This window comes from Kitasatospora sp. NPDC088346, from assembly GCF_044740765.1.
Classification (GTDB): domain Bacteria; phylum Actinomycetota; class Actinomycetes; order Streptomycetales; family Streptomycetaceae; genus Kitasatospora.
This window is the reverse complement of record NZ_JBIURH010000052.1, coordinates 14,482-27,299: the sequence shown is the minus strand read 5'-3', so window position 1 is coordinate 27,299 and position 12,818 is coordinate 14,482. Positions and strand designations below refer to the sequence as shown.

The window sequence follows — 12,818 nt, the reverse complement described above, 5'->3', positions numbered from 1 at the left end:
TCGGGGCAATCGCGCGTCGGGAAGCTGACGGAGACGCCCGACGGACGGCGCGGGCGGGTGCCCGGCCGTCCGTCGGAGGGGAGTCGGGGTCGCTCAGGCCTCCAGGGCGGCCCGGGCGTCGATGAAGGCGGCGACGGCGCGCTCGACGTCCTCGGTGGAGTGGGCGGCGGAGAGCTGGACCCGGATCCGGGCGGCGCCGTGCGGGACCACCGGGTAGGAGAAGCCGATGACGTAGACGCCGCGCTCCAGCAGGAGTTCGGCGAGCCGGCCGGCCTTGGCCGCGTCGCCGATCATCACCGGGGCGATGGCGTGCTCGCCGGGGAGGATCTCGAAGCCGGCCTCGGTCATCCGGCGGCGGAACAGCTCGGTGTTGGCGGCCAGCCGCTCGCGCAGGTCGCCGGACTTCTCCAGCAGGTCGAGCACGGTGAGCGAGGCGGCCGCGATGACCGGGGCGAGCGAGTTGGAGAACAGGTACGGGCGGGAGCGCTGGCGCAGCAGGGCGACGATCTCGCGGCGGGCGGCGACGTAGCCGCCGGAGGCGCCGCCGAGGGCCTTGCCGAGGGTGCCGGTGATGATGTCGACGCGGTCCATCACGCCGTGCAGTTCGGGGGTGCCGCGGCCGTTGGCGCCGACGAAGCCGACGGCGTGCGAGTCGTCGACCATCACCATGGCGTCGTAGCGGTCGGCGAGGTCGCAGATCTCGCGCAGCGGGGCGATGTAGCCGTCCATCGAGAAGACGCCGTCGGTGACGATGAGCCGGCGGCGGGCGTCCTGGGTGTCCTTGAGCTGCTGCTCCAGGTCGGCGAGGTCGCGGTTGGCGTAGCGGTGGCGGCGGGCCTTGCAGAGCCGGATGCCGTCGATGATGCTGGCGTGGTTGAGCGCGTCGGAGATGACGGCGTCGCGCTCGTCGAGGAGGGTCTCGAAGACGCCGCCGTTGGCGTCGAAGCAGGAGGAGTACAGGATCGTGTCCTCCTGGCCGAGGAAGCCGGAGAGCCGCTCCTCCAGCTGCTTGTGGACGTCCTGGGTGCCGCAGATGAAGCGGACCGAGGCCATGCCGTAGCCCCAGCGGTCCAGGGCGTCCTTGGCGGCGGCGACCACGGCGGGGTGGTCGGCGAGGCCGAGGTAGTTGTTGGCGCAGAAGTTGAGGACCTCTCCGGAGCGGCCGGCGACGGCGACGGCGGCGCTCTGCGGGCTGCCGATCACACGCTCGGGCTTGAACAGGCCGGCCTCGCGGATCTCGTCGAGGGTGGTGACGAGGTCGTCGCGGACGTTGTCGAACACAGGGGCTCCTGGGGGTGTCGTCGAAGTGGCGCCGTCCGCCCGCCGGGAGGGCGGGACCACGACGACACGACCTGGCTGCGGGTCAGGGGACGGACGGTCCGGTCTCAGGCGGTCCAGTCGAGGATGACCTTGCCGCAGTTGCCGCCGGCGGCCTCGTCGAAGGCCGCGGCGAACTCGGTGGCGGGGTAGCGTCCGGTGATCACCGGGCTGAGGTCGAGGCCGCCCTCCAGCAGGACGGACATGGCGTACCAGGTCTCGAACATCTCGCGGCCGTAGATCCCCTTGATGGTGATCATCGAGGTGACGATCCGGGCCCAGTCGACGGGGAACTCGTCGGCGGGCAGGCCGAGCATGGCGATCCTGCCGCCGTGGGTCATGTTGGCGATCATCGACTGCATCGCCTCGGGACGGCCGGACATCTCCAGGCCGACGTCGAAGCCCTCGCGCAGGCCGAGCTTCTGCTGGCCCTCCTCGATGGTGTGCTCCGCGACGTTCAGCGCCAGCGTCACGCCGACCTCGCGGGCCAGGTCGAGACGGTACGGGGAGACGTCGGTGATCATCACGTTGCGCGCGCCGGCGTGCTTGGCGACGGCCGCGGCCATGATGCCGATCGGGCCGGCACCGGTGACCAGCACGTCCTCGCCGACCAGCGGGAAGGACAGCGCGGTGTGCACGGCGTTGCCGAACGGGTCGAAGATCGCGGCGACGTCCAGGTCGACCGGCACCCGGTGCACCCAGACGTTGGAGGCCGGCAGGGCCACGTACTCGGCGAAGGCGCCGTTGCGGTTGACCCCCAGGCCGACGGTGTTGCGGCACAGGTGGCGACGGCCGGCGAGACAGTTGCGGCACTTGCCGCAGACCAGGTGGCCCTCGCCGGAGACCAGGTCGCCGACGTTGATGTCGGCCACGGCGGCGCCGATCGCGGCGACCTCGCCGACGAACTCGTGGCCGAGCACGAGCGGGGTCTTGATGGTGTTCTGGGCCCAGCCGTCCCACTTGCGGATGTGCAGGTCGGTGCCGCAGATGCCGGTGCGCAGCACCTTGATCAGCACGTCGCCGGGGCCGATCTCGGGCTCGGGGACGTCCATCAGCCAGAGCCCGGGCTCGGCCTTCTGCTTGACGAGTGCCTTCACGGGGTAGCTCCTGACGCACGCGGGGACGGGCCTGGTGCAGCCAGGCCGAGACCGCCCGATCCGTGGCACGCGTGAGGGGCGCAGCCGACCGGGCATCGGTAATCTGCCTGGTCGGAGGGGGTCCGGTCCATCGAGGAATTCTTAACGGCGGCCACAGCAGGGCTTCACGATCGTGCCCGAGCTGGGGGCGCGCGGTATCGGTGGTGGCCCCGGGTCCACCCGTTCGGCTCAGCGGGGGCGCCGTTCACCTCGGTTCTCCGGGATCGGGCCGGGAGGCCGGAGCGGGGAGCGGCGCGGGGGACAGAGCGGGGGACAGAGCGGGGAACAGGGCTGGGAACAGGGCGTCCAGGGCGGCCGGGAAGGCGCGCTCGGAGGGGGCGGCGAAGCCGATCAGCAGGCCTCCGGGGCGGCCGGCCGGGTCGTGGTGGAGCTCGGCGAGACCCCGCAGGGCGACGCCCCGGCGGGCGCAGGCGGCCAGCACGGCCGGCTCGTCCGGTCCGTCGGCGGGGAGGGTGAGCAGGGTGTGCAGGCCCGCGGGGACGCCGTGGGCGGTGAGCACGGGCCCGGCGGTGAGCGGTGCGGCGGTGGTCGGCGCGGCGGCGGCGGTCGGTACGGCGGTCTCGGCGGCGGCCAGCCGGTCGAGGAGTAGTTCGCGGCGCCGTCGGTAACGGATCCGGGCGGCCCGGACGTGCCGCTCGTAGGCGTGGGTGGCGATCAGCTCGGCGAGGACGAGCTGACCGAGCGCCTCGGTGTACAGGTCGTCCGCCTCCTTCGCCCGGACGACCTCCGGCACCAGCGCGGGCGGCAGTACCAGCCAGGCCAGGCGGAGCGCGGGGGCGAGGGTCTTGGACGCGGTGCCGCAGTGGACGACGTGGTCGGGGGCCGCGCCCTGGAGCGCGCCGACCGGCCTGCGGTCGTAGCGGAACTCGCCGTCGTAGTCGTCCTCGACGACCGTGCCGCCGGTGGCCCGGGCCCAGCCGAGCAGCCGGTGGCGGCGGGCCGGGTGCAGCGGCACCCCGGTCGGGTACTGGTGCGAGGGGGTGAGCAGGACGGCGTCGGTCCGCCGGGTGAGCTCCTCGACGCGGGCGCCGTGGGCGTCGACGGGCAGGGAGGTGACCGTCAGCCCGGCCCGGCGGATCACGTCGCGGTGCAGGTTGTGCCCCGGGTCCTCGGTGGCGACGGTCGTGGCGCCGCGGGCCCGCAGCACGGCGGCGAGCAGGCCGAGGGACTGGTAGAAGCCGGACGTGATCACCACCCGGTCGGCGGTGGTGATCACGCCCCGGGTGCGGCCGAGGTGGTCGGCGAGCGCGGTGCGCAGCTCGATCCGGCCCTGCGGGTCCGCGGGGCCGAACACCTCCGGGCGGGCGCGGTCCAGGACCCGGCGGGTGGCGGCGAGCCAGGCCCGAGCGGGGAAGGCGCTCACGTCGGGCCGGCCGGCGCGCAGGTCGTGGCGGGGCTCCACGGAGTCCGCCGCGACCGGGACCGCGGGGCCGGGCCGGGCCGGCGGCAGGTCGGCGACGGTCGTCCCGGAACCGGGACGGGCCGTCAGGTAACCCTCTTCGACCAGCTGGTCGTAGGCGGCGGTCACGGTGCCCCGGGCGAGGCCGAGGTCCGCGGCGAGTCCGCGGGTGGAGGGCAGCAGGGTGCCGGCGGCCAGCCGGCCCGAGCGGACGGCCTCGCGCAGGGCGTTCTCCACCGCGCTCCGCCGCCCGCCGGCCGGGTCCAGGTCGAGGTGGAGGTCCGGGCGGGAACTGGACCAGGAAGACGGCACGGAACCGGATCTTAACGGTGGTCCGGTCGCGCTCGTAGGTTCGTCCCCGGGGCCTGGAGCCCGGACGTACGACGAAGGGATTCGGCAGTGATCGTGATCGCCCACCTCAGCGACCTCCACCTGGACGGTGGCGTGCGGGCCGAGGAACGCGCCCGGGCGGTGCTGGACCACCTGGAGGGGCTGCCGTTCGAGCTCGCCGCCCTGCTGGTCACCGGCGACGTCGCGGATCACGGGCTGCCGGCCGAGTACGAGCAGGCGCGGCGGCTGCTGGTGTCGCGGCACCCGGTGCTGGTCGGCCCGGGCAACCACGACGAGCGGGCCGCGTTCCGCACCGTGCTGCTGGGGCAGGCGGGTCCGGCGGGCTCGGCCGACGCGGCGGGTCCGGCGGGCTCGGCCGACGCGGCGGGTCCGGCGGGCTCGGCCGACGCCGCGGGTCCGGCGGGCTCGGCCGACGCCGCGGGTCCGGCGGGCTCGGCCGACGCCGCGGGTCCGGCGGGTCCGGTCAATCAGGTGCACCGGGGCGACGGGTTCGTGCTCGCGCTGTGCGACTCCTCGGTGCCCGGCCGGGACCACGGGCTGCTGGACGACCGGACGCTGGCCTGGCTGGAGGAGGAGGTCGCCGCCACACCCGCCGGGGTGCCGGTGCTGGTCGCCTTCCACCATCCGCCCGCGGCGCTGCACGAGCCGTTCATCGACGGCATCCGGCAGTTCGGCGAGGAGCGGCTCGCCGAACTGGCCCGGCGCCGGCCCTCGATCGCCGGGTTCCTGTGCGGTCACGCGCACACCCCGGCCGCGACCACCTTCGCCGGGCGGCCGCTGCTGGTCGCCCCCGGGGTCACCTCGACCCTGCGGCTGCCGTGGGAGCGGCGTGCCCACCGGGAGGACGTGGTGCACCTCGACCTGCCGCCGGCACTCGCCTTCCACGTGCTGTCCGCGGACGGTCGGCTGACCACGCACTTCCGGACGGTGCCGGTGCGACCCACACCCGGGGGATTCACTAAACCGGTCTAGTGTCCGGGGTGCCCGCGCGGGCTAGACTCCGGTGTCGGGACGCCGGCACCGGCGGCCCGCCCCAGACCGCCCCCGACCCACCCCGCGACCCGACCGCCGCGCCCGAACCCCGGCGGCCCGGCCTTCCGGCAGTGACCAGCGCCCGTGTGCACGGGCAGAGGAGCCGCGTCCGTGTCCAGACCGACGATCGCCGACATCGCCCGCCGGGCGGGGGTCTCCAAGGGCGCCGTCTCGTTCGCGCTGAACGGACGGCCCGGCGTCAGCGAGACCACCAGGGAGCGGATCCTGCGGGTCGCCGAGGAGATGAACTGGCGCCCGCACAGCGCGGCCCGCGCCCTCGGCGGTGCCAGGGCCGGGGCGGTCGGGCTGGTGCTCGCCCGGCCGGCCCGGACGATCGGCGTCGAGCCGTTCTTCGCCCAGCTGCTGTCCGGTCTGCAGGCCGGACTGTCGGCCCACGCCGTCGCGCTGCAACTGATGGTGGTGGAGGACACCGCCGCCGAGGTCGACGTCTACCGCAGGTGGGCCTCCGAGCACCGGGTGGACGGCTTCATCCTGGTCGACCTCCAGCTGCGCGACCCGCGGATCGAGGTACTGGAGGAGCTCGGCCTGCCCAGCGTGGTGCTGGGCGGCCCCGGCCGGCACGGAACGCTGCCGAGCGTCTGGGCCGACGACCGCGAGGCGATGCTGTCGATCGTCGACTACCTCGCGGCGCTCGGCCACCGCCGGATCGCCCACCTCGCCGGACTGCCCGCCTTCCAGCACACCCAGCGCCGGATCCGCGCGCTGCGGGACGCCTCGCGCCGGCTCGGCCTGGAGGAGGCGGTGTCGGTGCCCACCGACTTCAGCGACGCGGAGGGCGCCGCGGCCACCCGGACGCTGCTGGCCCGGGCCGGGCGGCCGACCGCGATCGTCTACGACAGCGACGTGATGGCGGTGGCCGGGCTGGGGGTGGCCGCCGAGATGGGTGTGTCGGTGCCCGGCGACCTGTCCATCGTCTCCTTCGACGACTCGGTGCTCGCCCGGATCGTCCACCCCGCGCTCACCGCCCTCTCCCGGGACACCTTCGCGCTCGGCGAGCAGGTCGCCGGCGTGCTGCTGCGCGCGGTCGCCGACCCTTCGTCCGCCGAGGACCTCAAGACGCCGACGCCGCGTCTCACCGTCCGGGAGAGCACCGCGCCGCCCGCTCTTGGCAGGCCCACTAAATCGGTTTAGGCTCCGATGGGCGAACGGTGAAGGAGCCGGCTCCGACCGGACCGCCGTACCGCGCCGTACGCACGTCGGGGCCCGCGCGGGCCCCGACCGGCCGCAGGAGGACGCGCGTGACGACGCAGCACCCGCCGGGCACCGACCGGCTCAGATTCGGCGCCGACCACGTGCCCTCCGCCGGCCGGCTGCGCAGTTGGCTGGACTTCTCCGCGGATGCCGCGCGCCGCGACTTCGAGGATCTGGCCGGCCTCGGCCTGGACCACGTCCGGGTCCTGCCGATCTGGCCCTGGATCCAGCCTAGCCGCTCCCTGATCCGCCGCAGGGGCATCGACGACCTGCTCGAACTGATCGACGTCGCCGCTGAGTTCGCGTTGGAGGTGGCAGTCGACCTGTGGCAGGGCCACCTCGCCAGCTTCGACCTCCTGCCGTCCTGGGTGCCCGCCCGGCACCAGTACGGCGTCCGCACCGACGCGCTGGTCCGCACCGGGCTGACCGCCTACGTGGAGCAGGTCTGCCGGGCCGTCGCCACCCGGGCGAACGTCTTCGCGGTCACCCTGGGCCCCGAGGCCGACCACCTCCGGCCGGCCGAACGGGTGGACCCGGCCGAACGGGACGACCGGGCCGAACAGGACGTCCGGACGGCCGAGTTGCTGGCGGCCGCACGGGCGGCGGCACCCCGCCTGCTGACCCTCTGCCCCCTGGACGGCGCGGCCCGCCACGGGCCCGGGCAGCCCGTCACGGGCGGACCGGGCGGCCCCGTCACCGTCCGCACCCGGGGGTACGGTCGCATCGGCGCGCGCGAGGACCCACTCGGCCCGGCCGCCACCTCACACGCCGACTACCTGGTGGAACTCGCCGCGGCCAGCTCGGCCGACCCGCTGCGCCCGGTGTGGCTGCAGGAGGTCGGCGTCCCGCGGCCGGAGGTCCCGGCGACCGAGGCCGCCGCCGTCCGTCTGACGATCGACCAGGTCGCGGCCAACCCCGCGCTCTGGGGAATCACCTGGCGGTGCTCGCACGACACCGACCGCCGCGCGGCCGGCTTCCCCGACGTGGAGGGCGAGCACGGTCTGTTCACCGTCGACCGCCGCCGCACCCCGGCGGCGTCCCAACTCGCCTCCCGCATCGCTGAGCTGCGCGCCCGGCGGGCACTCGCGGTCGACCGTCCCGCCCTGGTCTGCGACCTCGGCCCGGACACCCCGCCCGGGCACCGGACGGAGCTCGCCCCCGGTGGCGCCTTCCACGCCGAGTGGGTACGGCTGCGCCGGGCCGGGCCGCTCGCCGTCCTGCCGGCCCACCGCGCCGAGGACGGCGCCTACCTGGCCGCCCGGCGGATCGGCACCGTCCTCGCCCGCACCTGACCACCGTGCCCGATCGCTCGACCGTCACGCCCGACCGCCCGACCGCCCGACCGAGAGGAAGCCCGCCCGTGCCGGTCACCATCACCGCAGTCGAGAGCACCGACCTGTTCACCGGGTCCGAGGAGGCGCCCCGCCAGGTGCTGCGGGTGACCCTCGACGGCCCGCCCACCCCGATCACCGTCCGCGGGCCGGGCGTCGAGGGGGCGGCGACCGGCACGGGGGTGGTCGAGGTGCCGCTCACCGTCCGCGATCCGGTGGCCGGCACCGAGCGCCCGGTCACCGTCACCGCCGGCCCGGCCCGGGTGCGGGCCCGGGTCGAGGTGGCCGAGCCGGGCTGGACGATGTACCTGGTCTCGCACTTCCACTACGACCCGGTCTGGTGGAACACCCAGGCCGCGTACACCTCTCCGTGGGAGCTGCTATCCGGCGACGCCACCACCAGGCCGCTCTGGGAGCGCAACGGCTTCGCCCTGGTCGACACCCACCTCGACCTGGCGCTGCGCGACCCGGTCTACAAGTTCGTGCTGGCCGAGATCGACTACCTGAAGCCGTACTTCGACCAGCACCCCGAACGCCGGGCCCAGCTGCGCCGGTTGCTGGCGAGCGGGCAGGTCGAGCTGGTGGGCGGCACCTACAACGAGCCCAACACCAACCTGACCGGCGCCGAGACCACCATCCGCAACCTGGTCCACGGCATCGGCTACCAGCGCGACATCCTCGGCGGCGACCCGCAGACCGCCTGGCAGCTCGACGTGTTCGGCCACGACCCGCAGTTCCCCGGCTACCTGGCCGACGCGGGCCTGACCGGCAGTGCCTGGGCGCGCGGCCCGTTCCACCAGTGGGGGCCGATCCAGAGGAACTTCGGCGAGGCCAAGGACGACGCGACGCTGATGCAGTTCCCCAGCGAGTTCGAGTGGCTGTCGCCCTCCGGCCGCGGGGTGCTGACGCACTACATGGCGCACCACTACTCGGCCGGCTGGTGGCTGGACTCCTCGCCCGACCTCGCCACCGCCGAGCGGGCCGTGTACGAGCTGTACCGCAAGATCAAGCCGGTCGGCGCCACCAGGAACCTGCTGCTGCCGGTCGGCACCGACTACACGCCGCCGAACAAGTGGGTCACCGCCGTCCACCGCTCCTGGGCCGCCAAGTACGTGTGGCCCCGCTTCGTCTGCGGCACCCCGCGCGAGTTCCTCACCGCCGTCCGCGCCGAACTCGCCGCCACCGGGCGCCGTCCGAGCCCGCAGACCCGCGACATGAACCCGGTCTACACCGGCAAGGACGTCTCCTACATCGACACCAAGCAGGCCCAACGGGCCGCCGAGGTGGCCGCGGTGGACGCCGAGAAGCTGGCCACCCTGGCCGCGTTGCAGGGTCTGGGCCGCTACCCGGACGCGGCCCTCGACAAGGTGTGGCGCCAGCTCTCATACGGCGCCCACCACGACGCGATCACCGGATCCGAGTCGGACCAGGTCTACATCGACCTGCTCGGCGGCTGGCGCGAGGCGCACGACCTCGCCGCCGAGGTCCGCGACACCGCCCTGGACGCGCTGGTCGCCCGGATCGACACCACCGGCGAGGGCACCGCCGTCGTCGTCGCCAACACCCTCTCCTTCGAGCGGACGGCACTCACAGCCGTCCGTCTGCCGGAGGGCGTGCGGGGCGCCCGGGTCCTGGCCGACACCGGCGCCGAGGTGCCCAGTGGCGTCGACCGCGGCACCCTGTGGTTCCTCGCCGAGGACGTCCCCGCCCTCGGCTGGCGCAGCTGGCGGCTGCTCGACGCCCCGCCCGCGCCGCTGTGGTCCGCCGCCGACGGACTCACCGCCGAGAACGGCCGCTACCTGGTCACCGCCGACCCGGTCCGCGGCGGCGCGCTGACCTCCGTCCGGGACAAGGCGCACGGCCGCGAGCTGATCCGGGGCGGCCAGGTCGGCAACGAGCTGCGGGTGTACCAGGAGTACCCGCAGCACCCGGACTTCGGCGAGGGCCCGTGGCACCTCGTCCCGCGCGGCCCGGTCACCGGTGCCTCCGCGGCGCCCGCGACCGTCCGCCGCGAGACCGGTCCGCTCGGCGAGCGCCTGGTGGTCGCCGGCACGGTCGACGGCATCGGGTACGAGCAGACGGTGACCCTGTGGCAGGGCGTGGACCGGGTCGACTGCCGGACCAGGGTGGTGGACCACGCCGGGGCCGACCGGCTGCTGCGGCTGCGGTTCCCGGTCGACCTCCCCGGTGCCCTGCCCGTCAGCGAGGTGGCCGGCGCCGTGGTCGGGCGCGGCTTCGCGCTGCCCGACGTGGACGCCGCCGAGGCGCCGTGGACGCTCGACAACCCCGCCAACACCTGGTTCGGCCTCGGCTCCACCGCCCGGGTCTCGCTGACCGGTCCGGCCGGCGAGGTGCTCGGCGACCGGGCGCTGGGCGTCGCCGAGGTGGTGGTGCCCGACCAGGCGTCGGCCGCCGACGCCCGTGACCTGGTGGTCGCGCTCGCACGGGTCGGGGTGACCGCCACCACCGGCAGCGCCGACCGGGCCCGCTACGGCTGGCTGGACGTCGACTCCAACCTGCCCGACGTCCGGATCGTGCTCGGCGGCCCGGAGACCAACCCGGCCGCCCGGGAGGTGCTGGAGCGCGCCGGCGCCCAGTACGCGGCTGCGCTGGCCGCGTACGGCCGGGTCTGGGTGCCCGCGGACAAGCCGCTGCACGAGGTCTGGCAGCCCAACGCCGACCTGCGCGACCTGCGGGCGCTGCCCGCCCTGGTGGTCACCGACCCGGCCGGGCTGGCCGAGGACCTCGCGGACGCCGTCGTGCAGGCCGTCTGCCCGGGACAGCTGCCCGCCTCCGAGCGGCTCACGGACCACACCGTCGCGCTGCTCACCTACGGCCTGCCCGGCTTCGCGGTGGACCCGACCGGCGCGCTGCACCTGTCGCTGATGCGCTCCTGCACCGGTTGGCCGTCCGGTGTCTGGATCGACCCGCCGCGGCGCACCGTTCCGGACGGTTCGTCCTTCCAACTCCAGCACTGGACGCATGAGTTCTGCTACGCACTGGTGTCCGGCGACGGGGACTGGCGGGCGCTGACCCTCCCCGCCCAGGGCCAGGAGTTCAACCACCCGCTGCTCGCCCGCCCGGTCCCCGCCCACCCGGGGCCGCTGCCCGGCACCCGCGCCTGGCTGCGGGTCGAACCGGCCCGGGAAGTGCTGCTCGGCACGCTCAAACCGACCGGCAACCCGATCGCGCACGGCTCCGCCACCGCCTCCGACCCTGCCGACGGGGTCACCCTGCGGCTCGTCGAGTCGACCGGTCTCGGCCGCACCGCCACCCTCAGCGGCGCACTGCGGCTCACCGCACCGCACCGTGCCGACCTGCTGGAGCGACCGGTCGCCGCCCTGGGCGAGGGCGTCGAGCTGGCCGGCTCCGAGGTCACCACCGTCACGGGCCGCCCCGAGCGGGCACGCTCGGACGGGCTGCCGCTCGGGCCGACCGCCGAGGCCGCCCAGCCGGTGCACGCCCGCTACTGGCTGCACAACCGCGGCCCCGCGCCGATGGGCTACCTGCCGGTGTCGGTGGGCGTCTCCCCCGGCCTGCTGCGGACCGGCGGCGAGAGCGTCGAGCTGTCGGCGGTCCTCTCCTCGCACCTGCGGGACGCCGAGGTCGAGGGCGCCGCCGAGGTCCTGGCACCGGAGGGCTGGGCCGTGAGCGTGCGCCGCCGGCCGTACCGGCTGGCGGCGTCGGGGCAGTTGCGGTTCCCGGTCACCCTGACGCCGCCGGCCGGGGTCGAGCCCGGCCTGTACTTCGCCGCGGTCAGGACCGGGTACGGCGGGCAGGTGATCGAGGACGTGGCCACCGTCGCGGTCGGGGAGCTGCCCGCGCTGCTCCCGGCGCCCGGGGACGCCCCCGAGGACTGGACGGCCGCCCAGGGCACCACGTCCGCCGCCGCGCGGGAGACCGGGCTGACGGTGGCGGCCACGGCCGCGTCCGTGCGGATCCGGCCCGGCGGCCGGGCCGCGCTGCACCTGGTGCTCACCAACCGCACCCGCGGCGAGATCCGCGGCGAACTCCAGGTGGTCGCCCCCTGGGGGATCTGGGAGACGGTCGCCGCCCCGGTCCGCGGCTTCGCCGTGGCCGCCGGGGAGGAACGGACCGTCACCTTCGAGCTGGCGGCGCCGCCGGACGCCGAACCGGGCGCGTACTGGGCGCTCACCAAGGTGATGTGGTTCGGCCGCTGCCAGTACTCGCCGACCGTCGAGCTGGTGGTGGCGCCGTGAACGACGACACCCACGGAACCCACCACCACAGCGGGCCGCGCCCCGACGTCCTCGGCCTGCTCGACGGCCGGCCGCTCGCCCGCACGGAGCTCGACCGCCGGCTCGCGGCGCTGCGCGAGGGTCCGCGCTCGGCGGCGCTGCCGGTCGAGGGCAGCGCCGAGGACCGTCAGCTGACCCGCTGGGTCGCCCAGGTGGTCCTCACCGAGGAACTGTGTGCGGCCGAGGCCGCCGAACGCGGCCTGGACTGCGCGGACCCGGCCCCCGTCCGGCTGGACCAGCGGGCCGCCGTCGAGCTCGGCTCCATCACCGCCGCCGCGTACGAGGGCAGCGCGGCCGTCCGCGCCGTCTACCGGGCCGTCACCGCCGGTACCGAGGTGGCCCCCGAGCACCGCCGCGCCGACCCGCCGGAGCCGGCCGGCGAGGTCTGGCGGCTGGCCACCCCCGACGGCGAGTTCGAGGCCGATCCGGACAGCCTGCCGGCCACGCTGGCCGCGGCGCTGCGGACCGCCCCGACCGGCCGGCCGGTCGCGGCCGGTGGCTGGCGGGCCACCCTGCTCGGGCGGCACGCCGTGCGGGAGCACCCCGGCGACGCCGACGACCGGTTGCTGGACTCCGCCCGCCGGACGGCGTTCGCCCGCTGGCTCGACCACGCCCGGGCCGCCCGCCTCACCCTCGTCCCCGGGCTCGAACACCCCGGCGACCCCGCCCAGCCCGACAACCACCACCGGCACTGACGGATCCCGTCTTCTGACGGATCCTCAGAATTACTCGGTACACCGTGGAAATACCGCTCACCCGT

At 75.3% G+C, this 12,818-nt stretch carries 8 protein-coding genes; 5 read left to right on the top strand and 3 right to left on the bottom strand.

Annotated elements, in window-relative coordinates:
- Positions 1–93: 93 nt before the first annotated feature.
- From ACIOFR_RS35910 to ACIOFR_RS35900, 3 genes are all read right to left on the bottom strand, one after another.
- A complete protein-coding gene (locus tag ACIOFR_RS35910; protein WP_401004019.1) occupies positions 94–1,281 on the bottom strand; it encodes a glycine C-acetyltransferase in 1,188 nt (395 codons plus the stop codon).
- A 104-nt stretch (positions 1,282–1,385) separates the two neighbouring features.
- Positions 1,386–2,414: an L-threonine 3-dehydrogenase gene (gene tdh, locus ACIOFR_RS35905; protein ID WP_401004017.1), complete on the bottom strand. Its 1,029-nt coding sequence runs from the start codon at positions 2,412–2,414 to the stop codon at positions 1,386–1,388.
- Positions 2,415–2,658: 244 nt separating this feature from the next.
- On the bottom strand, positions 2,659–4,185 hold the full coding sequence (locus ACIOFR_RS35900; protein WP_401004016.1) for a PLP-dependent aminotransferase family protein: 1,527 nt from the start codon (positions 4,183–4,185) through the stop codon (positions 2,659–2,661).
- 87 nt (positions 4,186–4,272) lie between these two features.
- Here ACIOFR_RS35900 and ACIOFR_RS35895 point away from each other — a divergent pair, with 87 nt between their 5' ends.
- The 5 genes from ACIOFR_RS35895 to ACIOFR_RS35875 all read left to right on the top strand — a co-directional run bounded on the left by ACIOFR_RS35895 (position 4,273) and on the right by ACIOFR_RS35875 (position 12,753).
- Positions 4,273–5,196 (top strand): metallophosphoesterase, encoded by a 924-nt coding sequence (locus tag ACIOFR_RS35895; RefSeq protein WP_401004014.1) that lies wholly within the window; start codon positions 4,273–4,275, stop codon positions 5,194–5,196.
- A 171-nt stretch (positions 5,197–5,367) separates the two neighbouring features.
- Entirely contained in the window at positions 5,368–6,408 is a 1,041-nt protein-coding gene (locus ACIOFR_RS35890; RefSeq protein WP_401004012.1) for a LacI family DNA-binding transcriptional regulator, read from the top strand.
- A gap of 107 nt (positions 6,409–6,515) precedes the next feature.
- The gene (locus tag ACIOFR_RS35885; RefSeq protein WP_401004010.1) at positions 6,516–7,760 is read left to right on the top strand and encodes a glycosyl hydrolase; all 1,245 of its coding nucleotides are present in this window, start codon (positions 6,516–6,518) and stop codon (positions 7,758–7,760) included.
- 68 nt (positions 7,761–7,828) lie between these two features.
- On the top strand, positions 7,829–12,019 hold the full coding sequence (locus ACIOFR_RS35880) for an NEW3 domain-containing protein (protein ID WP_401004008.1): 4,191 nt from the start codon (positions 7,829–7,831) through the stop codon (positions 12,017–12,019).
- Positions 12,016–12,753 (top strand): hypothetical protein, encoded by a 738-nt coding sequence (locus tag ACIOFR_RS35875; protein WP_401004006.1) that lies wholly within the window; start codon positions 12,016–12,018, stop codon positions 12,751–12,753. The genes ACIOFR_RS35880 and ACIOFR_RS35875 overlap by 4 nt, the downstream gene beginning before the upstream one ends.
- Positions 12,754–12,818: the final 65 nt, after the last annotated feature.